The following is a 26,246-nucleotide window of genomic DNA, read 5'->3' on the forward strand; positions in this document are numbered from 1 at the left end:
ATTACTCCTCCCCGGCAAAGGATTGTAGGGAAGCCCGGTCAGGGTACTGACGTGGCGAGCTGCTGATGGCCTGGCTGGCGACACGTATGCCCCAGCGCAGCGCCTGTCGTCGGTTATAGCCGTAAAGCAGGGCGCTCAGGAAACCGGCATTAAAGCTGTCGCCGGCGCCGATGGTATCCACAATGGTCACCGCGTCGGCGGCGCAGGACAATACGCCCTGCGCATCGCATACCATGGCGCCGTCGCCGCCGCGTTTGATCACGCAGGCGCCGCCGGCGGCCAACTGCGCCGCCAGACGCTGGCCGGCCAGGGGCAAATCGGCGCCCTGCGCCAGCCCAAGCGTTTCCACTTCATTTAACAATAAATAGTCGCAATAGCCGAGCCAGCCGGCGATTTGCCGGCGCAGCCCGTCGCTCCAGCCTTCCGGCGGCCAGCCGGTATCCACCGCGATTTGAAATCCCCTGTGGCGCAGCGCGGCCAGTAGTTCGGGGTAATCGACGAATAGCCGCAGGCAGAGGAACGTGCCGCACAGCAGTACGATATCCCCCGGCGCGGCGCGGGGCGGCAGTTGCATCAGTACGTCTTGCCGGCACAGGCGCACGATATGCCCCTGGTTGCTGAAAAAGGTGCGTTCGTTGTCTGGATGGGTCAGGCCCACGGTCAAGGATGTTTCGCAGGCATAACGCGGCCAGAAGGGAGCGCTGTCGGCAAAATAACCCGCCAGCCAGCTGGAAAAATGATCGTCCCCCTGGTTGGCCACCGCCCGGTGCGGCGTACCCAGCGCCGCCAGCGCCAGCGCGCAGTTGCCGGCCGAGCCGCCCGGACGCAGCGCGCTGTGCTCCAACATCGCCTCGGTTCCCCGGGCAGGCCATTGGTGCAGCGTGCCCATAATCAGATCAATATTGATATTACCGACCACATACAGCGTGGCGTCGCTCGCAGGTTTTAGCATGGCAGTGTCCACATCATCCTTTATTTTTAACCTTTACTGCCGCCGCTGGCTAAACCGCTCACCAGGGACTTTTGCAGCCAAATAGCGATAAACAGCGGGGGCGCCGAGGCCAGGATACCGACGGCGGCGATCAGGCCATCGTCCGTCGCCCTGCCGGCGGTAAAGCCTGCAATAGTGACCGGCAGCGTTTGCGCCGCGATATTATTGGTAAACAGCAGGGCGTAAAAAAATTCATCCCAGGCCAGCAGCCAGCCGAACACCGCCGACGCGGCCACCGCCGGCTTGGCCAGGGGGAGGGTAATGCGCAGCAATACCTGCCAGAAACGCAGGCCGTCGAGGCGGGCGGCTTGTTCAATATCCAGCGGCAAGGCGTCGAACTGATTTTTCAGCATCCAGGTCAGGAAGGGCAGGATCAGCGAACAGTAAACCAGAACCAGCCCGAGATGCGTGTTAAGCAGCGACAGCTGTTGCAGGACAAAGTAGAGCGGCAGCACGAAAGCCACCGGCGGCACCATATAAATCGCCAGGCTGCCCATTAGCCAGCCTTCGCGGCCGGGATAGCGGGAAAAACCAAACGCGGCCGGCAGGGCCAGCAGCAAGGAAATCACCGTGGCGCCGGTGGCGGTAAGAATACTGTTGCCCAGGGCATGCAAAAACAGCTCGCCCGGCTGGCCCGGCTCCAGCGATAACAGCCGCATATAACGGCTGAAATCCCACTGGCGCGGCAACCATTCCAGGGGAACGCGCGCCAGGTCCGCCGACGAGCTGACGCTCATCAAAAACAGCCAGAGCATGGGCGCCAGAATGGTGATTGCCAGGATGATGGCCGCCGCGTAGCGTAAAATAACGCGAATATGACGTTTCATTCTTCGATCCCCCGCCGGCGCCGGCGCGCTAACATCAACATATAAATGGCAATCAGCACGCCGCACAAGATAGTCATCAGGATGGCATAGGCGGCGCCGCTGCCGGCGCGCAGGTAGCTAAAGGATTCCTGATAGACAAAAAAGCTCAGGGTCTTGGTGCTGTCCACCGGACCGCCGCGGGTCATGACATAAATGATGTCGAAGATTTTAAACGCGTCGATGGTTCTTAAAATCAGCGCCACGCCCAGCGGCGCCAGGATAGCCGGCAGGGTAATGGCGCGAAAACGGCGCCAGGCGCCGGCGCCGTCGATGCGCGCCGCCTCGTACAGGTCCTCTGGGATGGATTGCAGCGCCGCCAGCGTCAACAACGTCACCAGCGGGTAGTTCTTCCAAATATCGGCAATCATGACCGAATTCATCGCCGAGTCGGGGGACCCCAGCCAACTGCGGTAGTGGTCTATCAGCCCGGTTTGGGTCAGCAGCGCGTTGATGCTGCCGTAGTCGGGATTAAAATTAAGCCGCCACATCATGGCGTTAACGATGGTCGGCAGCGCCCAGGGCAGGATCACCAGTACGCGCAATACGCCGCGGCCATAGAAGTGCTGATTGAGCAGCAGCGCCACCAGTACGCCCAGCACCCCTTCCACCGCCACCGATACCACGGTGAAGTAAAGGGTACGCGCCAGGGATGCCAGGAAATCCGGATCGGTGAGGGCATACAGATAATTGGCGAAACCGATATAGGCGGGCATAACCCCGCTGTCAATCAGCGCGGCGTCGGTAAAGCTGAGCCAGAGGGTCCTGGCCAGCGGCCAGGCGGTCAGCAAAAACATCATCACCAGCATGGGTGCTAACAGCACCCATGCCTGACGACGCTCACGTTGTGGCAAACTGAGCATACACATCCTTAACGCAAACGTTCCGCGCCTTTGGTGGCCGCCTGCATGGCCGCGTCCGGCGTCGCCTGATTTTGCAGCACTTGCTGCAGATTTTGTTGCAGCAAGCTGGACAGCTGTGAATAAGCGGGGATTTCAGGACGCGATAACATCACGTTCAGGGATTGTTTCGCCGCGGCGATGACCGGTTCCTGGCCTTGCTGAACTTTCGGATCGTCATACGAGGACTTCCAGATGGGCAGGCTCAGCCGGGAGTATTTATCCTGTACCGGCTGCGACGTTATATAGCTGATGTACTGCCACGCCTGGTCGGGATGCTGGCTGGCTTTGGCAATGCCCAGGCCCATGGAGCCATTGACCGCGGAGACGCCGCCGGCCGTGGAACCCGGCGCCGGTACGATACCGACATCGCCGGCTACTTTACTTTGCTTCGGATCGTTGGCCATGTTGTACATGTAGGTCCAGTTCAGCGCAAAAGCGGCATCGCCGTTGGAGAAGGCTTTACGGACATCTTCTTCCAGATATTCGCGGGAATTAGGGTTGGTCAGGCCTTTATCCAGCGTCTCTTTCATATAATTGACGGCCTGCATGGCGCCGGGATTGGTAAAGTTCAGTTTGCCTTGTTCGAAGAATTGGCCCTTGAAGGCCGAGACCAGCGTGGTGTAATCGCAAATCAGCGCTTCGGCCTGCGACCAGCTCCAGACCAGCGGATATTTAACAATGCCTTTTTGTTTTAAAATCTCGGACTGCTGCTCCACCTGTTGCCAGGTTTGCGGCGGGGTGGCGATACCGGCCTTGGCGAGCATGGCTTTATTGTAATACAGATATTTGGTGTCCAATATCCACGGCAGGCCCCAGACTTTATCCTGATAGGTTACGGTGCTCATGGCGCCGGGGAAAATCTTTTGGCTATCGGCGGTATTAATCCGCGCCGTAACGTCCTGCAATAAGCCGAACTTGGTGAATTCCGCCGGCCAGATGGCATCGAACAATACAACATCATAACCATTGCCGCCGGCGCCGCGGGCCGCCACGATTTTATCGTGCAAGGCTTCGTAAGGTACGAATTCCAGGTTTACGTCGATATCCGGATGCTGCTGGGTGAAATCGGTGGTCATGGCGCGGATATCGCTTTCGCTATAGGCGGCCTGGGTCATAAACAGCGCGTTGATCCTGGTGTTTGCCAGGGCCGATGCCGACAGTCCCAGCGAGATGACCGACAGCGCGCACAGCGTCAGGGCGGGATATATTCTCTTCATTTTCATTATCTCTCTCCGGAATCAGATTGCAGGGGTGGTAGTTATTAAATCAATTTGATTGCTTTAATGGCCGAAAGCAATGGCCAACATCTCACCTTGTGACCGATATCTCGCCACATTTTTTTAACATTAAGGCTCATATTGCCGTTACTGGCGATAAACGGTGCAATCCTCATGCCGAAATTTGCCCAAGGCGATTAATAAATCAATTTGATTGCTATAAAACATCTGCACATACTGACGCAACGGTAGCAAGCGGTAGGGACTAATGAGAACATCGGGAACCAATCTGGAGCATGCCAGGGCGCATAACCGCCGCGTGGTCATCGAGGCTATCCGGCTGAACGGCGAATTAACGCGCGCCGAGCTGGCGCGCCTGACGGCGCTGACTCCCCAAACCGTGTCCAACATCGTGGCGGAACTCGGGCAAGCCGGAATTTTGTCCTCCCATCTGCCGCGCCGCGTGGGAGGCAGGGGGCAGCCGGCGGTACCCGTTACCCTTAATCCGGACAGCGCCTACTCCATCGGCATCCATCTCGATCATCAAACCTTATTGATTGTGCTGGTGGATCTTACCGGCAATGTGCGCTTCAGGCGCCTTTGTTTGGTGCAAAAGCCCCAGCCCGGTGCAACCCTGGGATTGATTAAGATGCTGTTGGCGGAAATGAAACAGCAGGCTCCCATCGACTGGGGCAAAATGCTGGGCATCGGCGTTGTGATGCCGGGGCCGTTTGGCGTCGAAGGGCTCTCGTCCCAAGGCCCGACCACGCTGCATGGCTGGGAAAACGTGGATGTGGAGGCGGAGCTGGCGGCCGCCACCGGATTGCCGGTCACCCTGGAAAATGACGCCACCGTCGCGGCCATCGGCGAGCGGTTTCACGGGGTGGCCAAGCAGCTGGATTCATTTATTTATCTCTATATAGGTACCGGGCTGGGCGCGGGGATCTTTACCGACGGCCATATTTATACCGGCCACGCGCATAACGCCGGAGAAGTGGGGCATATGGTGGTACAGCCGGAGGGACGGTCCTGTTATTGCGGCAATCATGGCTGCCTGGAACGCTATCTCTCCCTGCAAGCGGCTTACGAGGCCTGTGGTCTGGACCCGATGACCGCCATGCCCGAAGATTTGCTGGCGGTGGATGAAACCTGTTTTGATCGCTGGGTCGAGTCGGCGCTGCCGGCCACCCGCCAGGGGATCAATATCCTGGAATGCGTGTTTGATGCGGAGGCGGTGATTATCGGCGGCCTGATGCCCCAGGCGCTGCTGGAGAAAATCGTAAGGCGCCTGTCGCCGCTGCTGAGCTCGGTGCGCAGTAAATACCGGGACGGCAGCCGGGTAAGGATAGGTATGACCGGCACCGATACCGCGGCCCTGGGCGCGGCGGCGCTGCCGATTTTCGATGAATTCAATCCGCAGTATGAAGTGCTGCTCAAATAACCCGGCCATCCGATGGCGGATGGCCGGGCCGGCATGCGGGATCAGTGCAGGATCTGCGACAAAAAGGCGCGGGTGCGCTCCGATTTCGGCTGGGTGAAAAACTCGTCCGGCGAGGATTGTTCAACGATCTCCCCGCGATCCATAAAGATCACCCGATCGGCCACGGTGCGGGCAAAACCCATCTCATGGGTTACGCACAGCATGGTCATGCCGTCATTGGCCAAGCCGATCATGGTATCAAGCACCTCTTTCACCATTTCCGGGTCCAGGGCCGAGGTCGGTTCATCAAACAGCATGATTTTCGGTTTCATGCACAGTGACCGGGCGATGGCTACCCGCTGCTGCTGGCCGCCGGATAGCTGGCCGGGAAACTTATGGGCATGCTCGACAATCCGCACCCGTTGCAGGTAGTGCATGGCCAGCTCTTCGGCCTCTTTTTTCGGCATCTTGCGCACCCAGATCGGCGCCAGGGTGCAGTTTTGCAACACCGTTAAATGCGGGAACAGGTTGAAATGCTGGAATACCATGCCGACTTCGGTGCGTACGCGTTCGATATTGCGCAAGTCATCGTCCAGCAAGGTACCGTCAACCACGATTTTCCCTTGCTGATGTTCTTCCAGGTGATTAATGCAACGGATGGTGGTGGACTTGCCAGACCCCGAGGGGCCGCATAATACGATGCGTTCGCCGGCTTTCACATGCAAATTGATATCTTTCAATACATGGAATTGACCATACCATTTATTGACATTTTCCAGCGTAATCATCAAGCGGTCAGGCTGGTTGGCGTTATTTTCGCTCATGTGGTACCTCAATGCGTGGAGGAATGTCCGGTTTGAAAGCGCTTTTCCAAATGTTGGCTATAGCGGGACATGCTAAAACAAAAAATCCAATAAACAGCCGCGGCAAAGACATAACCTTCCGTCGACATTCCGAGCCAGGCCGGGTCAACCGTGGCCTGCTGTACGCTACTGAACAGATCAAATAGCCCGATAATTACCACCAGGCTGGTATCTTTAAACAGCGCGATAATGGTATTGACCAGGCCGGGGATTACCATTTTCAGGGCCTGCGGCAAAATCACCAGCCCCTGGGTTTTCCAATAGCTCAAGGCCAGCGACTCCGCCGCCTCGTATTGGCCTTTGGGCAGGGCCTGCAAGCCGCCGCGCACCACTTCCGCCACATAGGCGGATTGGAACATGATGACCCCTACCAAAGCCCGGATCAGCTTATCAATATTGGTACCTTCGGCCAGGAACAGCGGCAGCATGACCGACGACATAAATAACACGGTAATCAGCGGCACGCCGCGCCAGAACTCGATAAAGATGATGGAAAGCCATTTAACCACCGGCATATGCGAACGCCGGCCCAACGCCAGGATGATACCCAGGGGGAGCGCGCCGGCGATACCCACCGCCGCGATGATAAGCGTCAGGGTCAGCCCGCCCCACTGGCGGGTTTCCACCCGGGATAAGCCGAAAAATCCGCCGTACAGCATCACCCAGGTAAAAATGGGAAATACCACCGCCCAGCAGGCGATATAACGTCCACGCCTGGGCATGGCGCGCCAGAACATGGGCAGCAGGCTCAGCAGCCCGACCACCAGGGTCAGGTTAATGCGCCAGCGTTCGCCAAAGGGGTAGAGGCCATACATAAACTGGCCGAAGCGGGCGTGGATAAACACCCAGCAAGCGCCGTCGCGGGTGCAATCAGCGCGGGTGGAGCCTACGAAATTTGCCTGTAGTATCAGCCAGTTAATCAATGGCGGAATGATAATCCATAACAGCCACAAGCAAAACAGCGTCAACAGGCTATTGCCGATACTGGAAAATAAATTCTGGCGCATCCAGAGCATTGCAAGGGCCAGCCGGCTTCGCGACGCTGTCGCTATGGGTTCTTGCGGATTCAAGGTCATAGTCATAAGTGTCCCTTAGCGCTCAACCAACGCTTTACGCTGGTTGTAAATATTCATTAAAAACGAAATCGCCAGGCTGATAATCAAATATACCGACATGGTGATGGCGATAGTTTCAATGGCTTGTCCGGTCTGGTTGAGCACCGAACCGGCGAACAGGGACACCATATCCGGGTAACCGATGGCGGCCGCCAGCGACGAGTTCTTGACGATATTCAAATACTGGCTGGTCAGGGGAGGAATGATGACGCGCATTGCCTGCGGCAAAATAACCTGATTGAGGGTCACCGGATTCGGCAAACCCAGCGACCGGGCCGCTTCGTGCTGGCCGTACGGCACGGATTGAATTCCTGAGCGGATCACTTCGGCGATAAAGGTCGAGGTGTAAACCGACAATGCCAGGGTCAACGCCGCCAGTTCGGGAATCAGCACCATGCCGCCGCGAAAATTAAATCCGCGTAGCTGCGGCAAATCCCAATGGATGGCCGCGCCGGCCACTAGCTGGGCTATGCCGGGCAAGGCAATCAGCAGTACGATGATCCAGGGCCAGCTGCGCCGCAGTTCACCGGTCGCCATCTGATGGCGGCGGTTCACCCGGAACAACGCCGCCGACACGACGATGGCCAGCACTAGCGCCGCCAGCGTGGCGATAGCACCTTCGCCCGCCGCAGGCAAGGGCATATACAAACCGCGGTTGCTCAAAAACATCAGGTCAAAAGCATTAACCGCCTGACGCGGACCGGGCAAATTGCGCAGTACGGCAAAATACCAGAAAAAGATTTGCAGCAGCGGCGGGATATTACGGAAAATTTCGATATAAATCGTAGAGAGTTTGCGTAACAGCCAATTCTCCGACAGCCGGGCGAGCCCGACAAAAAAACCGATAAAAGAAGCAAATACAATGCAAAGAGCGGAAACCAATAAGGTATTCAGTAATCCGACTATAAACACCCGGCCGTAGGTGTCGCCCTGTTCAAACGGGATCAGATGTTGCACGATGCCGAAGCCGGCGGAGTCGGTTAAAAAGCCGAAACCGGAAGTAATGCCGCGGTTGTTGAGATTGGTCAGGGTATTGTGCAGGATGTAGCCGCCGAAAACGAGAAACACCACGACGGCCAATATCTGGTAAATCCAGGCGCGAACCGCAGGGTTGGTCAACGAGAAGGCACCTTTTACGGTTTGGCGTTGTTGCATGTGGGAAGCCTCAGAGTGAAATAATCTGACAGAAACACCGGCATACGATGCCGGTGTTTCTGCACTGTGGCTGGGGTGATTAACGAACCGGCGGCGCGTATTGGATGCCGCCTTGATTCCATAATGCATTCAGGCCGCGTTTGATTTTCAGCTCGCTGCCCGCACCAACGTTACGATCGAAGATTTCACTGTAATTGCCGACTTGCTTAACGATTTTAAACGCCCAATCGTTCGGCAATTTCAGCTGTTCGCCGAAGTTGCCTTCTTTACCCAGCAGATGGGCCATATCAGGATTCAGCGGGTTGGCGACCATTTGGTCGACATTTTTCGAGGTCACGCCCATTTCTTCCGCGTCCAGCATGGCATACAGCGACCATTTGACAATGGTAAACCAATCATCGTCACCGCGGCGTACCACCGGGCCCAGAGGTTCTTTGGAAATCACTTCCGGCAAGACGACATAATCATCCGGTTTGCCCAATTTGATACGTAGCGCGTAAAGCTGGGACTGGTCGGAGGATAAGGTATCGCAACGGCCGGATTCCAGCGCTTTGGCGCTTTCGTCCGAACGGTCGAAGGTCACCGGCGTATATTGCATTTTGTTGGCTTTGAAATAGTCGGCCACGTTCAGCTCGGTATCGGTGCCGGCCTGGATACATACGGTGGCGCCGTCCAAATCTTTAGCGCTTTTCAGCCCGGCTTTCTTATGGGTCAGGAAGCCGATGCCGTCGTAATAGTTAACGCCGGCGAATACCATGCCCATGGACGAGTCGCGGGAAGACGTCCAGGTGGTATTGCGCGACAGGATGTCCACTTCGCCGGATTGCAGGGCGGTGAAACGCTCTTTGGCGGTCAGGGGGGTATATTTAACTTTGGTATCATCGCCAAAAACGGCCGCGGCTACGGCGCGGCAAACATCCACATCGATACCGGTGAATTTACCGTTGGCATCGGCATAGGAAAAACCCGGCAAACCATCGCTGATACCGCATTGCACAAAACCTTTCTTTTTCACCGCATCCAACGTCGTGCCTGCATGTGCCTGGTTGGCTAGCGCAAACAGCGTGGCCGCGGCAACCAACGTAGAAATCATCATTTTTTTCATAAAGCATCCTGTGAGGCAGAAAATTAAAGCTAATGGTTTTGATGCACCTTTGCTGCGCATCCTTAAAAGGCGGTTGGCTTAGCGCCACTGACCGTACGACGAACTTGATATAGCAAATGGGATGCCAAAATGGCAGCAGCCCGCCCAATCAGTGAACTAACATATTTTTAACATGGCATTAGGTCATAAACTGGGCAATGGGGCACATTTTTGGTGCGCGCATGGAGGATTTGCACCAATGTGAGGCGGCTGGGCTTCCCAGCGGCGGGCTATTATCCGAGCTTTGGGTCTGGCGCGAGGCGCGGCGTTAGTTCCCCCTGCCTGAGCGCCTATGATAATAAAGCTTGCGCTGACCCGGGGATTATGAGTAAATAGCGTCAACGGTTTGTAGTACAGACCTATTTATGTAAGCCATTTTAGTAAAGTTGTTCAAGTAAAAGCGATAGTCTACCATCACTTCTTCGACGAATTTCCTTCTTAAGTGCCCATAAGTAATCCCTGGCAAACAGACCTCTTTAACGCCACATCGTGGCACAAATAATTATGAAGGAAGTATCTATGTCTGACAAAATGACTGGTTTAGTAAAATGGTTTGACGCTGGTAAAGGTTTTGGTTTCATCACTCCTGCTGACGGCAGCAAAGACGTGTTCGTACACTTCTCCGCTATCCAGAGCAATGATTTCAAAACCCTCGACGAAGGTCAGCGTGTTGAATTCACTATCGAAAAAGGCCAGAAAGGCCCATCTGCTGCTAACGTGGTTGCTCTGTAACCCACAGCGGACCCAGACTACCGGAAGCCATTTTACGGTATTAACCGTCTGAGTATGTTTTGTTCCCGGTATCTGAAAAAATTTAAGACCTCGACTCTGTCGGGGTTTTTTTTTGCCCTAAAAACAGCTTTTGTTCCTTGACTTAGAGCATGCTCTAAGCCGTAGCATAACTGTTGTCCGTACCATGTATGGCCGGCACACTACGAAGGCGAGTATGAAAATTGGCGACATTGCAAAACAGACGGGGCTGACGGCCCATACCCTGCGGTACTACGAACGCATCGGCCTGCTGCCCTACGTTCCGCGCGATGCTTCCGGCCAGCGTGATTATGATAATTCGGTCCTGATCTGGATTGCGTTTTTGCAGCGTTTGAAAACCACCGGCATGCCCCTGAGTGAAATGCTGCGCTACGCCCAACTGCGCGCGGACGGTCCGGCAACAAACGCCGAGCGCCAGCAGTTGCTGGAGGAACATCGCGCCAGGCTGCGGATGCATATTACCGATCTTCAGGCCGCCTTGCGGGTGCTGGATGACAAAATTGCCGGTTATGCCGGCTCACACATTAATCAGGAGTGAATATGACGATCCAAGGAAACGAATCAACCAGGTTGGAACGGGGAATGGCGGCGCTGGCCGCCATCGATGGCGAAGCGGGTAAGCACGTGGTCGACTCGCTGGCCGATATCGCTCCGGATTTTGCGCGTTATGTGCTGGAATTTCCATTCGGCGATATTTATTCCCGGCCGGGCCTGGACCTGCGCGCGCGCGAAATCGCCACAATCGCGGCGTTAACCGCCCTGGGCAATTGTGCTCCGCAGTTAAAAGTTCATATCCAGGCCGGGCTTAACGTTGGTCTGACGCAGGAGGAAGTAGTCGAGATAATTATGCAAATGGCGGTTTATGCGGGTTTTCCCGCCGCCCTGAATGGTTTGTTCGTGGCGAAGGAGTTATTTGCATCGCAGCCTTAATATTTCATTAACCACAGAACGCTAATTGCCGGCCGGTAATCATCTCTAGCGCTGATCTTATACAATGTTGATTGTTCGTAAGTTAAATAATAACTATATTCTAACTATGTACGTTAAAATAAAATGAGGGGTATATGTGGGTTTTATAATTTATTAGGCATGCATTAATGATTTCAATAAATGATAATTATAGAAAAACAATCGGAGATTATAATAACAGACGTAATGATAGATATGTTCTCCCTTGGCAAGAACAGCGGTCGATCGATCGCCTGGCGCGAAATCCGGGTGATGCGGAAAAAAGAGCCAGAGCGCTGCTGCTTATTAATCTTATCGCGGTGCTATCCAATGTATCCCAAGTCCATGGCGATCGATCCGTGGCCGACCCCTCGGCGAGCGCGCACCGATCCTCCCCGGGCCGGCGATGCGTGTCCATTGAGCCGGTTGCCCGTGCAACCGCAAGCCGCTCTGGGACCAGCGGTTCGGCTGTCGCCGCCGCGGGGCCGGCCGCCGGCTGCGGCAGCGCCGGCATTATCTATTCCGCCGCCGGTTTTACGCGGGCCAGCCATAAGTCCAGCCTGAAAAAACCGCGTGCGGTCCATTCGCTCATTAATTGGCATAGGCCACGCCGCGCCGCCCAATATGCGCAGAAACCAGTTGAACCTGCCGTCACTATTCATGATAAAGCCATACCGGTTAAAGTCCTGTTCGAACGGTATTATCAATCCTTCCCGGATATATTGAGTACGGCTGCGCAAGTAATGAAATCGGCGATAAGCCGATATACCGGACAGGAGTTTGACCCTGATAAAATATATTTCCATCGGTTTAGCTCGGCGCAAAACGACCCCGCTGCGCTCACCGGCTGGCGGCATTGCGGCAAGACCCTGATCGAGACCAGGTCTGTAACGGAATGCCTGTTGACCAATTTTCCGGCGGATGCCCAGGATAATATGGATGTGGTAGACCAAATGACGGGGATCTATAGCGTCGCCGCAGGCCGGGCGGACTATTTCGGCGGGGAGAATCAAATACCCATCCTGCCGTCTACCATTGCTAAAATAATTTTTGATATTGATTTTTACCAGCTTTTTACGGATAAACTGAACCAGTATTGGCAAAAAGATATACAGGAAATGATGAATCTCACCATCTTAATCCTGAGTCTGCATGACTTAAAATTAAAAGGAGGGGGCGAAGAGACGCTATACCTTGATGCTTTTAATCTCGGCATCAAAGAAAACCATCATATCAAAATATTCATCTTTGATATAAATGGCTATCAGGCCACCGATATGATCATGCTTACCGAAGATTCGTCTACGCGCGTGGCCGTGTATATGCCCAGGAGCAAACAGAAATTCCGTATTTTTGATCATCGGCGGGATTTCACCGGATGGTTTATCCGTTATTGCCGGGATGAAAACGGACGTGAGGACATTGCCAAGCATTTTTCTATCCGCACTCGTCAGGATGGCTGGCTATACGCGGGGATCGATTATTGGCTCGGGACCTTTGCCAAAAAGCCTGTCGCTGAAAGCCACGTGAATAAAATCTGGCGCGGGCAATACATTCTGCCGGGCGACTTGAATACCCATCTTCTTGCAAGGCAAGCACAAAGAACCTATGACGATGCTGATAACGGCATAAAGTCCAACGCCGAAATCGGTAGGGATATGGCAATACGCTATTTTTCGGTGGTGAATATGCTGCTGCCAAACCCCATAACGCCGTTTATTTCCCTGGGATTGGATATCGATAAAATGATTAATGGCGATAATGAGCTGGAGCGTAAGCAGGGTGCGTCGTTCGTGCTGAACGACGGCTTGAATATTGCTCTCATGGCGTTAAGCGAGGCCATCGCAGCCAAATTATCGCTGAAAATCCAAACGGGCGAACGGTTGGCCGGCGGCAGCCAAACCGGCCGGAGTTTCACGCAATTAATCCGGCAGGAAATGAGCGGCCTCGCTGCTGCGCCTGCCCGCTTGACTATCTCGTCGCGGTTAAAGGTCGCGCTGGACCGGCATATTCATTTAGGCATTAACGCGGCGGAACTGGAATCGGCTTTGGTGGTTGATCCTGCGGGGGAAATATTTATCGATCCGGCTACCCAGCGGCGTTATATCAAATATGCGGACAAATTTTTCCTGATCGAGGACCAGCCGCAGCAGCGCTATGTCCTGTCTGGCTTGACCAAAAAAGGCAATAAAAAATACATCTGCCGGGTTGGTTTTAGCCAAGCCGGAGGTCGGTCTTCCCTGTCCATGCAGCATGAAATGCCGAATATAGCAGCGCAACGCTCGCGGCCTTTGGCGAAGCGGCCCGCGGCGAAAGTCAGACTTACCCTGACCGACGGCGAGATCAATTCTCTGGATAAATATGTCACTCTCAATACCGACCGGGTCAATGCTTTGATGATGACCATGGCCCAGGCGCATCCCGAGGCAGCGGCCGGTGACGGGCTGATGGAGCAGATCGTGGCCATTCGCTCCGCATTGCAAAAAATGCCTTCGTTCCAGGGAACGGTGTTTCGCAGGTGCGTCATGTCCAAAGACGATTTCAGCCGGTTACAGCGGGGTGAGATGTTTTTCAACCCAAGTTTTATCCTGGCCTTTGCCGATAAATCTATGGGCAAGAAACTCGCTCCGATCGTCGAAGATGGCTTTGTCCGGGTTTTTTTTAAAATCCTGCTTAAAAACAATGCCCATGCCATTGATTACAGTAACGAGGTGCTGTCGGACCATGCTGTAATCATTAACGATCGGACCCGTTTTCAATTGGTGGATATTAAACCCCACCGATTAACCCTGAAAGAAATTGCGACGGCGCCAGATTATCATCACGTCGCGCCGGGCAAGATTAAACGGGTGCTGGATGCCGGTATCACCGATGCCGATGCATGGCGGCTACAGCAGCGGGGGGATGAAGTACGGCGGCTGTTGCAGCAGAATATTGATGACATCACGCTAACCGAGCAGCAGAGAGAGCAAATCTCCTCCCAGCTAATGGAACTGGCGCGACAGCAGGTTGCCTCCACCGCTATTGACGAATACACCGAGGCGGGCAGCGACGTTATCAACGACTGGCTGCGTTTTGGCCGCGATGCGCTCATCAATGAAATACCGACCGCCAGGGATGAAGCCCAGAATATGCTGGCCGCCGCCGGCCGGCTTAAGGATTTCGGCGGGTATGCCTATCGTTCCGTCGAGTGCCCGCGCGCCGTCTACGCCAACGCCATAAAAGAGGGCGATATGATTATGGATCGGGGGTTTATGTCCGCCTCGGCCATCCCTATCAATTGCCTCAAATGGCGCGGCGGCTGGACCAGGAATACGTCAAAAGTAACAGGGGTGTCGGTCATCACGGTTTTTGACGCGTCGGTGCCGAAGAAAATCGCCAGCACCTCTTTCCTGGTGGATCATATTCTGATTCAACCCCGCACGGCGTTGCGGGTAATGAGCATAACCTCCGCCGTGGATAATAAAGGTGAGCGCGTAACGATCGTCTGCGTCAGCAAAGGGTGGACCGGCGGCGTGATTAAAGATATTTTTTCCGGCGCGCAGATAACGCGCTAGATAAAATATGGCCGGGACGATGATGGATTATGGCCCGGTGCCGCTATCAACGTCCGTTCTTTGACGGGGGCAAAAACATCATCAGCACGGAGAGAACGGAAAATGCCGCGAGCGCCGGCGCCGCCCCCGTTTGCGCATAAAGCAAGCCGAAGATAACCGAACCCGCGGCCTGGCCCGCCGCCATCATGAAAAACACCACGCCCACGCCTGAAGCCGGCGCGTCTTGCGCCGCTGAAGCCCCACAGACCAGCAGCACGCCGGACAGCGTGACGTAACCCGCGCCGCACAGCGCAACGGCAGGAAAGAACCACCACGAGAACCCGGGACTGAACGCCAGCAGCATAAGCGGGGCGGCCATACACAGCTGTGAAATACGATAGACCTGATTCAGCCCGGTATACGCCACCGCGGGACCGGTGAGTGCGCCAAGTATTCCCGCGCCACCGCTTGCCAGCCACAGCAGACTGGTGATTTTTTCATCCACGCCCGAATGATGGCGCAGCACGTCCGGACCAAAGCTCCACCATGCCGCGCTGGCCATTCCGCTGACGAATGCGATGATGGCGAGACGCGCCAACTGACGCCGGAGAAGGGTCTCACGCCAGCTTTTTTTCTCCATACTGATATTTTGACAACCGCTGGGCAGGTACCGAATAACCGGTACCAGGCAGGTCAGCGCCGCCAGGCCAAATACCACGCAGGCCATGCGCCATCCGCCGGGTAGAAAGATCAACACCGGCACGGACAGGATGATGCCCGCCCCGGTTCCGGCGTTGATGATGGTATTCACCAGCGGCTGTCGTGATACAGCAATGACGCGGCTGACCGCGGCGGCAAGGGAAGGCGATGCCAGACCGGGACTCAGGCCGGCAATGAAAAGTCCGGCTGCCAGCATACCGGGAGAAAAGGAGAGTGCGAGCAACAGCAGGCCGGCAGCCGCGCAAAAAGCCGCCGCCGCAGCCGGTAACCGCGGGCCAAAACGTTCCGCCAATACTGATGCACAGATAATGGACAGGCAATAAGCCGCAAAGCTGCAGGCAGAAATGACGCCAGCCAGTCGGGGACTGAAGGGAATATCGCGCATTACCGCAGGCAGCATCAATCCCCATGAGAATCTGGCCATCCCGTAGGTTACCGCAATTAGCGAGAAACCGGTCATTCCGAGCGCCACGGACGCTTTCATCGCCATTCCCCGGCGCTGCCGATAAGCAGGGCGGCGGCCTCTCCCGCACGGATGGCCGCTTCGGGACCGATAATGAGCGCCGAGGTGATGGCGCCTTCGGACAACATCCATATGGCATCTGCGAGCGCGCCGCTGTCGACGCCGTGTGAATGTCTGATGCAGGCCGTTATGTACTCTCGCAGCGCATAGCGATAGTCAAGGGCCTGCGCCGACAGCCTGACATCCTGCTCCGCATATTCGCCCCAGGCTTTCAGGAAGAAGCATCCCGATGCGCCGTGTTCCCGCATCCATTGCCCGAGCACGCCAAAAAGCCTGCTGATAGCCTCAGGATGCCGGGGATGATGAAGCATCGAGAAGAACCGGTATTTACGGTCGGCCATCACCGCCTCCGTCAGTTCTTCCCGGGAAGGAAAATAACGATACAACGTGCGCGTTGATACGCCAGCCTCGCGGCAGATCCGGTCCGTGCTGGTGGCGTGAAAACCGTTGGTATAAAACAGCCGCTCCGCAGCCTGGATAATATCCTGTTTTTTATGCATGTCATCAAAAGTAAACCGATCGTTTTACTTATGCAATAATAACAGCGCAAAAAATTTCCGTAACCGGGTTATCCGAGTTGAATTTCTGTTACAGATAAATATTAATTAGCATAGATAATCAAACAAACATCATTTTTTCTGGCTATAAATACCGCTCTTTTTTGCAGGGAATTCGATCATGTCCCCATTTGATCTACCACGCTTTTCGGTCTGGTTTGCCGCGGCGGTATCGCTTTTTACCCTTCTGCTCTGGTGCGTTATGCCGACGGATGCGTTGGTCCATTTGGTCGAAGAGGGGCAATTGGTGGAAAACCTGACGTTGGTGTTTTATGCGATAACCATTGCGCTTTTAATAGTGCTGCCGATCCCGCACTTTACCCGCAAGACCCGCTGGGCGATCATTATCGCTTTACTGGCCATGATGGCGCGCGAAGCCGACCTGCACAAATATATCGATCATATAAGCATGCTTAAGCTGCGCTTCTGGACCGGCAGCCTGCCGGGGCTGGATAAAGTGTATGCGTTTCTTTCTCTTGCTCCGATTATCGTGGCCTGCCTGTATTTGGTGATTCGCTTTGCCGGTCCTCTTTGGCAGGGTATCAAAGCCGGCAAAAACTATGCGGTGACCGTGACGACGTTTATTTGCCTGATTTTCCTGACCAACGGCATCGATCGCTCATTGGGCATCATCAAGGAGATGCTGGGCTGGCATGCGCCGGAGTGGCTGGTGGCGTTGCAAACTTCCCAGGAGGAGTTTCTGGAACTGGCTTTGCCATGTCTGGCGCTGGTGGCGGTGCTGCAATATCGCCGCCAGATGGTCAGTAGCCTGGCGATCCTTGAGCGGCGGCGCGTAGGGCAATAGCGCCGCAAATAGGCGCGGCCCGGGCCCGGGACGGCCTGGCGGTGACGAAAATAAAAAGGCGCTAATGGTTGCCCATTAACGCCTTTATCTTTAATTCGTTTAAGTAATGGTATTAATTCATACCGTACTTTTTCAATTTCTTACGCAGTGTACCACGGTTGATCCCCATCATCAGGGCCGCGCGGGTCTGGTTGCCGCGGGTGTATTGCATGACCATGTCCAACAGTGGCTGTTCCACTTCAGCCAGTACCAGCTCATACAAATCATTCACGTCCTGACCGTTTAATTGAGCAAAATAGTTCTTCAGTGCTTGTTTCACCGAGTCCCGCAGCGGTTTTTGAGTTACCTGATCCTGAGAGTTAACGGTGGAAACGGTCAGTACGTCAGAATTTACGCGTTGTTCGAACATAGTTCTGTCAGCTCTTTTTTCTATTACGCAAGATTTTCAAAATATGCCTTCAACGCCTCCAGCTGTTCGCTGGCATCCTCAATGGCGTTGAATGTGCGCCTAAACTGGTTGTCGGGGGCATGCTCCTGTAAGTACCAGGAGACGTGCTTACGAGCAATGCGGAATCCCTTGCCTGGACCATAAAAGTCGTGCAGTTCCCGTACATGCTCTATCAACAAACGCTTCACCTCGCTTAACGGCAGCGGTGGCAGCAGCTCCCCCGTATCCAGATAATGCTGGATTTCCCGGAAGATCCAGGGTCTTCCCTGAGCGGCACGTCCTATCATCAAGGCGTCAGCCCCGGTGTAGTCGAGTACCGCTCTGGCTTTTTGCGGGTCAGTGATGTCGCCATTCGCGATAACCGGAATGGAAACAGACTGTTTAACTGCCCGAATACTGTCGTACTCCGCGTTGCCGTTAAACAAGCAGGCGCGGGTGCGGCCATGAATCGTGATGGCCTGTATACCACAATCTTCGGCCAATTGGGCAATTTCTACACAGTTACGGTGTTCCGGCGCCCAGCCCGTGCGAATTTTCAGCATAACCGGCACGTCTACCGCCTGTACTACGGTAAGCAGGATCTGTTTCACCAGATCCGGATACTGCAATAAGGCGGAACCCGCCATTTTCCGGTTAACTTTCTTGGCGGGGCAACCCATATTGATATCGATCAGCTGGGCGCCGTTCGCTACGTTAATAACGGCGGCGGCAGCCATATCACCTGGGTCGCATCCGGCAATCTGCACGGCCCGGATACCGGGTTCATCACTATGTACCATACGTAGACGCGACTTATCCGTGCGCCATACCTCAGGATTCGAGGAAAGCATCTCGGAAACTGTCAGCCCGGCCCCCATCGCATGACATAACGCCCTGAACGGCCGATCGGTTACTCCGGCCATCGGTGCGGCTATCAGGCAATTGTCGAGCTGAAGGTGTCCAATACGCATAGACAAAGAAAGACCATACTGTGTCCGCAAGGGCGCGTATATTACGCATTTTTTTCTTCAGATGAAAGGCCAAACTTTGAACAATCCGATGCTATAGATCAATGAAATTGTCGTTTGAATGGCCATCTTTTCACTTTTTAATGTAAATACAATAAGTTATATAAAAAAGGACCTTTTGTGCGATCAAGGTTTTTTCTCTAATCGCACAATGTTCGTTCCGGTCACGACGCCATGGCCAGACGTTTCGACGCCCGATCAGCGGCGATAACCGGTAATCCGGCACCACTCGTCTTTCTCGGCGATCGGGTCCAGTTCAAACGCGCCGGCATACGCCGCCGCCACCCCCGACGCCTGGCTGGCGAGGATACCCGACAATCCCAGGGCGCCGCCGGCTTTCGGCAGGGCGGAAAGCAGCGGTGCCAGCTCGCGCAGCGGGCCGGCGAGAATATTGGCCACCACTACGTCCGCGCTCAGCGAATCGGGTTTATCCTGCGACAAATACAGCTCCAGCCGGTCGGCTACCCCATTGCGCTGGGCATTGTCGCGGCTGGCCTGTATGGCCTGCGGGTCGATATCGATGCCGATGGCGCGCGCGGCGCCCAGTTTCAGCGCGGCAATCGCCAGAATACCGGAACCGCAGCCGAAATCGATGATGGTTTTGCCCTGGAGATCCAGCCCGTCCAGCCATTGCAGGCACAGGGCGGTAGTAGGGTGGGTGCCGGTGCCGAACGCCAAACCGGGATCGAGCATCACGTTTACCGCGCTTTCATCGGGCACCGGCCGCCAGCTCGGACAAATCCACAGGCGGTCGCCAAAACGCATGGGATGAAAGTTATCCATCCATTCCCGCTCCCAATCTTTATCTTCCAGCTGTTCGATCTTATGGGCAAAGCCGGCCCCCAGCAGCGGATGGCCCGCCAGGGCGTCTATAACCGCCGCCATATCGGCGTCGGCCTCGAATAGGCCAATGACATCGGTATCGCCCCACAAACGCGTCTCGCCCGGCAGCGGCTCGAATACCGGATTATCATGCGTATCCTGGAACGTGACCGAAACCGCGCCGCTTGCCGCCAGGGCATCGCTGAGATTTTCGGCATTGCGGCCGGTAGTATTGATTTTGAGTTGTATCCAGGGCATTAGCTGCTCCCAATTGATAAATTAAATACCCGACCGGTCTATGGGGCGGTCTATAGGCCGCTTCGCGGCCGGCGCCAGCCAATTACCGGCTAAAAACGCCATCAGGCTCAGCGCCAGGGCGGGAACAATCGGGTGGAAACCGCCGATATGCACATCAAAAGTGGCCAGCAGGGCGTAACAAACGCCTCCGACGATCATTGAGCTCAAGGCGCCGGCGGCGTTGGCGCGCTCCCAGTATAACCCCAGCACCAGCGGCCATAAAAATACCGCCTCCAGCCCGCCGAACGCCAGCAGGTTGAGCCAGATTATCATCTCCGGCGGCCGCCAGGCGGCCACCAGCAGCAGCAGCCCCAGCACCAGCGTGACCATGCTGGACATGCGCGTCAGCAGCCGCTCGTTGCGCGCCTGTTCCGGCCGCAGGCTAAGATACAGATCCTTGACGATAGTCGCCGAGGATTGCAGCAGTTGGGCGTTAATCGTCGACATAATCGCCGCCAGCGGCGCCGCCAGGAAAATACCCGCGACAAACGGCGGCAATATGGTGATCATCAGCGTCGGGATTACCTGGTCGGGGATGGCCAGGTCGGGCAGTATGGCCCGTCCCAGCGCGCCGGACAAATGCATGCCGAGCATTAAAACGCCGATCACCAGGGTGCCGAGAATCATACCCCGGTGCACCGCTTTGCTGTCTTTGTAGGAGATACAGCGTACGGCGGTATGGGGCAGGCCGATCACCCCGAAACACACCAGTATCCAGAACGACGACATAAACTGCGGCGTCAGGATATGGTCTACGCCGGTGGGTGAGATCAGCGCCGGTTCTATGTGCTGCAATTTCTCCACCGCCGCGGATAGCCCGCCGGCGGCATGAATTACGGCATACAGCAGGATAAAGGTGCCCAGCAGCATCACCAGCCCCTGGAACGCATCATTGAGCACGCTGGCGCGAAAGCCGCCAAAGGACGTATACAGCGCGATGCTGACGCCGAAGATCAGCAGGCCGGTATCATAAGGAATGCCCGCCGCGGTTTCCAGCAGGCGCGCGCCGCCGATAAACTGTACCGTCATGGCGCCGATAAACGCCACCAGCAGGCTGATGCTGGCCAGCCAGACCAGCAGCGGGCTGTTATAGCGGGCCAGCAGCATATCGTTGAGCGTCACCGCGTTATAGCGCCTGGCGAGGATGGCGAATTTCTTGCCCAGCACCCCGAGCGACAGCCAGACGGTAGGCACCTGAATCATCGCCAGCAGCACCCAGCCGAGTCCATATTTATAGGCCGCTCCCGGCCCGCCGATAAACGAGCTGGCGCTGATATAGGTGGCGGTCAGCGTCATGGCCAGCACAAAGCCGCCCATCGACCGGTTGCCCAGGAAATACTCGGCCAGGAACTCACCTTTCTGGCGGCGCCGGTAGGCATAGAAGGAAAGCGCGAACACCAGCGCCAGATAAGCCACCAGCGGCGCTATGACCTCAATTTGCATCATGGTCCTCCAGGGGGATATCTCGATAAATAACGCGTACCATCAGCCAGCAGAGCAGCAGGAAGACCAGCGGCACCAGCAGGCAGGCCATTTCAAACCAGTGGGGCAGGCCGGTGATGCCCTGCTGGCTGTCCGGCAGATAAGCCGCCAATGACCAGGCGATCAGATAAGCTACCGCCAGGCCAAACGCCCACCGGGCTTCACGGTGAGCCTGAAGAAATCGTTTATCCATGATGTATGTATGCCGAAATGATTAATATGGAAAAGGCCGGTGAAAACCGGCCTTAACGACTGTCTGAACAACTCCGGATATGGTTGGGTTTATTTTTCCACTAAACCGAGTTTTTTCTCCAGATAGTGGATATTGGCGCCGCCATGCTGGAAGTTTTCGTCGTTCATGATTCTCAGTTGCAAATCGATATTGGTCTTGATGCCGTCGATAATCAGCTCCGCCAGCGCATTTTTCATACGGGCGATAGCCACATCGCGATTTTCACCGTAACAAATCAATTTACCAATCATCGAATCATAATACGGCGGTACGGTATAACCGGCGTAGATATGGGATTCCCAGCGTACCCCGAAACCGCCTGGGGCATGGAACCGGGTAATTTTGCCGGGACTGGGCATAAACGTATTGGGATCTTCGGCATTGATACGGCATTCCACCGCATGGCCCTTGACCACCACTTCTTCCTGCTTGATGGATAAGGGCTGGCCGGCGGCGATGCGCAACTGCTCTTTAATCAGATCCACGCCGGTAATCATCTCGGTTACCGGATGCTCCACCTGGATACGGGTGTTCATTTCGATGAAATAAAACTCGCCGTTTTCATACAGGAATTCAAAGGTGCCGGCCCCGCGATAGCCGATATCCCGGCAGGCTTTGGAGCAGCGTTCGCCGATGTAGCGGCGCATATCTTCGGTAATGCCCGGCGCCGGCGCTTCTTCCACCACTTTCTGGTGACGGCGCTGCATGGAACAGTCGCGTTCCGCCAGGTAAATCGCGTTGCCCTGGCCGTCGGCCAATACCTGTATCTCGATATGCCGAGGATTTTCCAGGTATTTTTCCATATAGATGACGTCGTTATTAAACGCCGCCTTGGCTTCGGCGCGTGTCATTTTCAGCGATGATTCCAGCTCATTGTCGCTTCTGACCACGCGCATGCCGCGTCCGCCGCCGCCGCCAGAGGCTTTGATAATCACCGGATAACCGATGCGCTTGGCCACCGCGCGGTTTTTTTCCATATCGTCGCCGACCGGACCGTCGGAGCCCGGGACGCAGGGCACGCCGGCTTTTTTCATCGCGCTGATGGCGGAGACTTTGTCCCCCATCAGGCGGATGGTTTCAGCCCGCGGGCCGATAAAAATAAAGCCTGAACGCTCCACCTGCTCGGCAAAGTCGGCATTTTCGGAGAGAAAACCGTAGCCGGGGTGGATCGCCACCGAACCGGTGATTTCCGCGGCTGAAATAATCGCCGGGATATTCAGATAGCTTTTGACCGAGGGAGGCGGCCCGATGCAGATGGTTTCATCCGCCAGCAGGACATGTTTAAGATCGCGATCCACCGTGGAATGTACCGCCACGGTTTTAATGCCTAATTCCTTGCATGCGCGCAAAATACGCAGCGCAATTTCACCACGGTTGGCGATAACAATTTTATCTAACATGTGGCGCCTCGTTATTCGATGACGACCAGCGGCTCGTCAAATTCAACCGGTTGACCGTTATCCAGCAAAATGGCTTTTACCACTCCTGCTTTATCGGATTCAATCTGGTTCATCATTTTCATCGCTTCGACGATGCACAATGTGTCGCCGACGTTGACCTTTTGTCCGACTTCAACAAAAGGCTTGGCATCCGGGCTCGGGGTGCGATAGAAAGTGCCAACCATCGGGGAGCGCACCAGATGGCCGCTCATGGAGGCGGGTACGGCCGCGGCTTGTTCGGCGGCGGGCGCGGTGGTGGCGACCGGGGCGATTTGTTGCTGGGCGGCGGGGATATAAGCCTGTTGCATCATCGGATAGGCCGGCGCTGCCGGAGCGCGACTGATACGAACCGATTCTTCACCTTCGGAGATTTCCAGCTCTGAAATGCCGGACTCTTCTACCAGTTCAATCAGTTTCTTGATCTTACGAATATCCATGAGTGGGGTTCCATACTCTAATTAATTGGATGCAGATAGGCGTTTAACCGCCGTCTGAAAAGCAAAATTATAACCATCGGCGCCTAGGCCGCAGATAACGCCAACCGCAATATCGGAGAGATAGGAGTGATGACGGAAAGGCTCACGCGCATGCACATTGGATAAATGGATCTCGATAAACGGGATGTTTACCGCTAACAGCGCATCACGCAGTGCTACGCTGGTATGGGTAAACGCCGCGGGATTGATTACGATAAAATCAGTATTGCCCCGGGCCTGATGGATGCGATCTATCAGGACGTGCTCCGCGTTGGACTGCAGATGACTTAACGTCACATCGAGTGCCTGCGCCTGTATCTCAAGACTCTTGATGATATCGGCGAGCGTGGTATGGCCGTACTTATCCGGCTCGCGTGTCCCCAACAGATTAAGGTTTGGGCCATTTAGGAGCAAAATGTGTAATTTATCCGCCATCGTGCCGCTATCTCCGGTAAATTAACGATGCCCCGTAAAAAATAACCTCAGGCGGGGGATTTGTCACCTGTTTGATGAAAAATCCGTCCCAGACTGTTAGCGGGGTCATGCATTATAATGATATCGCAACTTTTCGCAGCTAAATACTGGTGTTTTCTGCGAAGATGACCTGGACGTGGTCTCCAAAGTGGGAAGCAAGATAGCGCATTTTGAATGGGGATTGAAATAAAAAATTCTGCTTTCACCGCCGCCATAGCCGGAATTTTTTGTAACGCAGCGCCAACAGTACCGCCGCGATCAGTGCGTAGAACACCGGTTGCGGCGACAGGATTTTCACCGACCAGAGATAATGAATCGGCGCCAGTATGGCCACAACATAGATCAGGTTATGCAGCGTTTGCCACCGGTTTTTCAATTTACGCTGGGCCCGCTGGGTGGATGTAGCCGCCAGGGCCAGCAAAATCAGCCAACTGACGATCCCAAGCGTCAGGTATGGACGGGTAATCAGCTCCCGGCCAAGCAAACCGATATTATCGATGCCGAGTTCCAGCAGCGAATAACTGACCAAGTGCAAGGTCACCCAGGCGAAACACCATAAGCCAATCAGGCGGCGGCACCGGATCAGCAAAGGCTGGCGGGCGTAGCGCGCCAGGGGAGTGACCAGCAGCGACGCCAGCAACAGCTTCAGGGCCATCCGGCCGGTAAAATGCTGAATATCCTTAGCCGGATCGGCGCTGAAATCCCCCTGGCCGACCGCATAAATCAGCCAGAGAAAGGGCAGGAATGCCGCCAGGTGGATCAGGACTTTGAGCCAGAAAATGTGCTTGAGGTTCAGTCGCACTTAGAAATTCTCCCGCAAATCGAGTCCATGATAAAGGCCGGCCACCTGCTCGGCGTAGCCGTTAAAGAGCAGGGTGGGCTGGCGTTTGACATCCAGAATGCCGCCGGAACCGATGACGCGTTCCGTCGCCTGCGACCAGCGCGGGTGGTCCACATGGGGATTCACGTTGGCGTAAAAACCATATTCATTGGGCGCGGACAGGTTCCAGGTGGTGGGAGGCCGTTCGCGGGTCAGGCGGATATGGACAATGGATTTAATTCCTTTGAAGCCGTATTTCCAGGGGGTGATCAGGCGAATAGGCGCGCCATTTTGCGGCGGCAGGGTTTTACCGTAGACGCCGACGGTCATCAGCGCCAGCGGGTGCATGGCCTCATCGAGGCGTAGTCCTTCCACATAGGGATAATCCAGGCCGCCGCCGAGATAACGGTCTTTCTCGCCGGGCATCTGCTGCGGATCGTCCAGGGTTTGGAACGCCACGAAGCGCGCCTGGCCGGTTGGTTCCGCCAGTTTAATCAATTTGCCCAATTCAAACCCGATCCAGGGCACCACCATTGACCAGGCCTCGACGCAGCGCAGCCGGTAGATGCGTTCTTCCAGCGCGAAACGCTTAAGGATATCGTCGATATCCAGCGTCATCGGCTTGGCCACCTCGCCGTCGATGCGTACCTGCCAGCCTGCGGTTTTCAAGCCGCCGGCGTTGGCGGCCGGATCGGCTTTATCCAGGCCGAATTCGTAAAAATTGTTATAGCCGGTCACTTTATCCAGCGGCGTCAACGGCAAATCGGCATGCCAGGCCGGCGGCTTGGTAAAGGTCAGATCCTTGCCGGGCGCCGCCTTAGGCGGCTTATCGCCCTTGAACCAGGATAAGACGTCGGCCCGGGCCGATAGCGGCAGGCTGAGCGAAGCGGCCGTGATGCCCAAGGCCTTTAATACTTTGCGGCGCTGAAAAAACACCTCTTCAGCGGTAACGTCGGCGTCCCGCAATTTGCGGTATCGGGTCATGGTAGGCTCCATCAAGCTGGAATAGTGGATCTGCACTAAGTATGACGTATAAGCGTCGTTTTTATTCCCGCGCCGCGCCGACTATTTTTCACCCGGCGGCGGCATGCGCCGCGATTGGCCGTGCCAGCAGTCATATTCTGCGCATAACGGCCGAAAATATGTCATTTTAGCCCGGGTGCCGATAAAATAAATCCGGACCGGCTAGCCCGGCTCTACCCCAACACTCATTTTTCAG

The 26,246-nt window shown here is 55.4% G+C and carries 26 protein-coding genes; 6 read left to right on the plus strand and 20 right to left on the minus strand.

What is annotated here, in order from left to right:
- Position 1: 1 nt before the first annotated feature.
- Genes ACL2XP_RS01375 through ACL2XP_RS01390 form a run of 4 tightly spaced genes read right to left on the minus strand, consistent with a single transcriptional unit; the run spans position 2 to position 3,973 of the window.
- Positions 2–952 carry a carbohydrate kinase family protein gene (locus tag ACL2XP_RS01375; protein WP_413736795.1) on the minus strand — a complete coding sequence of 317 codons (951 nt, stop codon included), beginning with the start codon at positions 950–952 and terminating at the stop codon, positions 2–4.
- Between the two features lie 26 nt (positions 953–978).
- Positions 979–1,818 (minus strand): carbohydrate ABC transporter permease, encoded by an 840-nt coding sequence (locus ACL2XP_RS01380; RefSeq protein WP_413736796.1) that lies wholly within the window; start codon positions 1,816–1,818, stop codon positions 979–981.
- Complete coding sequence (locus tag ACL2XP_RS01385) at positions 1,815–2,717, minus strand: carbohydrate ABC transporter permease (protein ID WP_413736797.1); 903 nt, start codon at positions 2,715–2,717, stop codon at positions 1,815–1,817. The genes ACL2XP_RS01380 and ACL2XP_RS01385 overlap by 4 nt, the downstream gene beginning before the upstream one ends.
- An 8-nt stretch (positions 2,718–2,725) precedes the next feature.
- Positions 2,726–3,973, minus strand: coding sequence for an extracellular solute-binding protein (locus ACL2XP_RS01390; protein WP_413736798.1), 1,248 nt, complete (start codon positions 3,971–3,973; stop codon positions 2,726–2,728).
- A 268-nt stretch (positions 3,974–4,241) separates the two neighbouring features.
- Between ACL2XP_RS01390 and ACL2XP_RS01395 the strand changes: the two genes are divergently transcribed.
- Entirely contained in the window at positions 4,242–5,414 is a 1,173-nt protein-coding gene (locus ACL2XP_RS01395; RefSeq protein WP_413736799.1) for an ROK family transcriptional regulator, read from the plus strand.
- A 41-nt stretch (positions 5,415–5,455) separates the two neighbouring features.
- On the opposite strand, the gene ACL2XP_RS01400 is transcribed toward ACL2XP_RS01395, so the two are convergent.
- The 4 genes from ACL2XP_RS01400 to ACL2XP_RS01415 all read right to left on the minus strand — a co-directional run bounded on the left by ACL2XP_RS01400 (position 5,456) and on the right by ACL2XP_RS01415 (position 9,631).
- Positions 5,456–6,217 (minus strand): amino acid ABC transporter ATP-binding protein, encoded by a 762-nt coding sequence (locus tag ACL2XP_RS01400; protein WP_413736800.1) that lies wholly within the window; start codon positions 6,215–6,217, stop codon positions 5,456–5,458.
- An 8-nt stretch (positions 6,218–6,225) separates the two neighbouring features.
- On the minus strand, positions 6,226–7,332 hold the full coding sequence (locus ACL2XP_RS01405; RefSeq protein WP_413739049.1) for an amino acid ABC transporter permease: 1,107 nt from the start codon (positions 7,330–7,332) through the stop codon (positions 6,226–6,228).
- A 15-nt stretch (positions 7,333–7,347) separates the two neighbouring features.
- Positions 7,348–8,526, minus strand: a complete 1,179-nt coding sequence (locus tag ACL2XP_RS01410; RefSeq protein WP_413736801.1) for an amino acid ABC transporter permease — start codon at positions 8,524–8,526, stop codon at positions 7,348–7,350.
- A 79-nt stretch (positions 8,527–8,605) separates the two neighbouring features.
- Positions 8,606–9,631, minus strand: a complete 1,026-nt coding sequence (locus tag ACL2XP_RS01415; RefSeq protein WP_413736802.1) for an amino acid ABC transporter substrate-binding protein — start codon at positions 9,629–9,631, stop codon at positions 8,606–8,608.
- Positions 9,632–10,189: 558 nt separating this feature from the next.
- Between ACL2XP_RS01415 and cspA the strand changes: the two genes are divergently transcribed.
- The 4 genes from cspA (at position 10,190) to ACL2XP_RS01435 (ending at position 14,946) form a co-directional block, all read left to right on the plus strand.
- On the plus strand, positions 10,190–10,402 hold the full coding sequence (gene cspA, locus ACL2XP_RS01420) for an RNA chaperone/antiterminator CspA (protein ID WP_162366208.1): 213 nt from the start codon (positions 10,190–10,192) through the stop codon (positions 10,400–10,402).
- Between the two features lie 214 nt (positions 10,403–10,616).
- Positions 10,617–10,979: a MerR family transcriptional regulator gene (locus ACL2XP_RS01425; protein WP_413736803.1), complete on the plus strand. Its 363-nt coding sequence runs from the start codon at positions 10,617–10,619 to the stop codon at positions 10,977–10,979.
- 44 nt (positions 10,980–11,023) lie between these two features.
- Positions 11,024–11,371, plus strand: a complete 348-nt coding sequence (locus ACL2XP_RS01430; RefSeq protein ID WP_413739050.1) for a carboxymuconolactone decarboxylase family protein — start codon at positions 11,024–11,026, stop codon at positions 11,369–11,371.
- A gap of 428 nt (positions 11,372–11,799) precedes the next feature.
- A complete protein-coding gene (locus ACL2XP_RS01435; protein ID WP_413736804.1) occupies positions 11,800–14,946 on the plus strand; it encodes a dermonecrotic toxin domain-containing protein in 3,147 nt (1,048 codons plus the stop codon).
- A 46-nt stretch (positions 14,947–14,992) separates the two neighbouring features.
- Here ACL2XP_RS01435 and ACL2XP_RS01440 read toward each other — a convergent pair whose 3' ends face one another.
- Together ACL2XP_RS01440 and ACL2XP_RS01445 are read right to left on the minus strand one after the other, a co-directional pair.
- Positions 14,993–16,129 carry an MFS transporter gene (locus tag ACL2XP_RS01440; protein WP_413736805.1) on the minus strand — a complete coding sequence of 379 codons (1,137 nt, stop codon included), beginning with the start codon at positions 16,127–16,129 and terminating at the stop codon, positions 14,993–14,995.
- Positions 16,126–16,668: a TetR/AcrR family transcriptional regulator gene (locus ACL2XP_RS01445; RefSeq protein WP_413736806.1), complete on the minus strand. Its 543-nt coding sequence runs from the start codon at positions 16,666–16,668 to the stop codon at positions 16,126–16,128. The genes ACL2XP_RS01440 and ACL2XP_RS01445 overlap by 4 nt, the downstream gene beginning before the upstream one ends.
- Positions 16,669–16,846: 178 nt before the next feature.
- Here ACL2XP_RS01445 and ACL2XP_RS01450 point away from each other — a divergent pair, with 178 nt between their 5' ends.
- Positions 16,847–17,530 (plus strand): hypothetical protein, encoded by a 684-nt coding sequence (locus tag ACL2XP_RS01450; RefSeq protein ID WP_413736807.1) that lies wholly within the window; start codon positions 16,847–16,849, stop codon positions 17,528–17,530.
- Between the two features lie 112 nt (positions 17,531–17,642).
- Here the strand turns inward: ACL2XP_RS01450 and fis are convergent, their stop codons facing one another.
- The 10 genes from fis to msrP all read right to left on the minus strand — a co-directional run bounded on the left by fis (position 17,643) and on the right by msrP (position 26,011).
- Positions 17,643–17,939 (minus strand): DNA-binding transcriptional regulator Fis, encoded by a 297-nt coding sequence (gene fis, locus ACL2XP_RS01455; RefSeq protein WP_000462905.1) that lies wholly within the window; start codon positions 17,937–17,939, stop codon positions 17,643–17,645.
- A 23-nt stretch (positions 17,940–17,962) separates the two neighbouring features.
- Positions 17,963–18,928: a tRNA dihydrouridine synthase DusB gene (gene dusB, locus ACL2XP_RS01460; RefSeq protein ID WP_413736811.1), complete on the minus strand. Its 966-nt coding sequence runs from the start codon at positions 18,926–18,928 to the stop codon at positions 17,963–17,965.
- A gap of 255 nt (positions 18,929–19,183) precedes the next feature.
- Entirely contained in the window at positions 19,184–20,065 is an 882-nt protein-coding gene (gene prmA, locus ACL2XP_RS01465) for a 50S ribosomal protein L11 methyltransferase (protein WP_413736812.1), read from the minus strand.
- 21 nt (positions 20,066–20,086) lie between these two features.
- Complete coding sequence (gene panF / locus ACL2XP_RS01470; protein ID WP_413739051.1) at positions 20,087–21,547, minus strand: sodium/pantothenate symporter; 1,461 nt, start codon at positions 21,545–21,547, stop codon at positions 20,087–20,089.
- Positions 21,537–21,779 (minus strand): YhdT family protein, encoded by a 243-nt coding sequence (locus tag ACL2XP_RS01475; protein WP_413736813.1) that lies wholly within the window; start codon positions 21,777–21,779, stop codon positions 21,537–21,539. The genes panF and ACL2XP_RS01475 overlap by 11 nt, the downstream gene beginning before the upstream one ends.
- 89 nt (positions 21,780–21,868) lie before the next feature.
- The gene (accC, locus tag ACL2XP_RS01480) at positions 21,869–23,218 is read right to left on the minus strand and encodes an acetyl-CoA carboxylase biotin carboxylase subunit (RefSeq protein WP_413736814.1); all 1,350 of its coding nucleotides are present in this window, start codon (positions 23,216–23,218) and stop codon (positions 21,869–21,871) included.
- A gap of 11 nt (positions 23,219–23,229) precedes the next feature.
- The gene (gene accB / locus ACL2XP_RS01485) at positions 23,230–23,694 is read right to left on the minus strand and encodes an acetyl-CoA carboxylase biotin carboxyl carrier protein (protein ID WP_413736815.1); all 465 of its coding nucleotides are present in this window, start codon (positions 23,692–23,694) and stop codon (positions 23,230–23,232) included.
- Positions 23,695–23,715: 21 nt separating this feature from the next.
- The gene (gene aroQ / locus ACL2XP_RS01490; protein ID WP_413736816.1) at positions 23,716–24,168 is read right to left on the minus strand and encodes a type II 3-dehydroquinate dehydratase; all 453 of its coding nucleotides are present in this window, start codon (positions 24,166–24,168) and stop codon (positions 23,716–23,718) included.
- Positions 24,169–24,409: 241 nt separating this feature from the next.
- Positions 24,410–25,009: a protein-methionine-sulfoxide reductase heme-binding subunit MsrQ gene (gene msrQ / locus ACL2XP_RS01495; RefSeq protein ID WP_413736817.1), complete on the minus strand. Its 600-nt coding sequence runs from the start codon at positions 25,007–25,009 to the stop codon at positions 24,410–24,412.
- The gene (gene msrP, locus ACL2XP_RS01500; RefSeq protein WP_413736819.1) at positions 25,010–26,011 is read right to left on the minus strand and encodes a protein-methionine-sulfoxide reductase catalytic subunit MsrP; all 1,002 of its coding nucleotides are present in this window, start codon (positions 26,009–26,011) and stop codon (positions 25,010–25,012) included. It abuts the gene before it with no gap.
- Between the last annotated feature and the right edge of the window lie 235 nt (positions 26,012–26,246).

Origin of the sequence: Sodalis sp. RH21 (assembly GCF_047324175.1) — a bacterium.
In the GTDB taxonomy this organism is placed as follows: domain Bacteria; phylum Pseudomonadota; class Gammaproteobacteria; order Enterobacterales; family Enterobacteriaceae; genus Acerihabitans.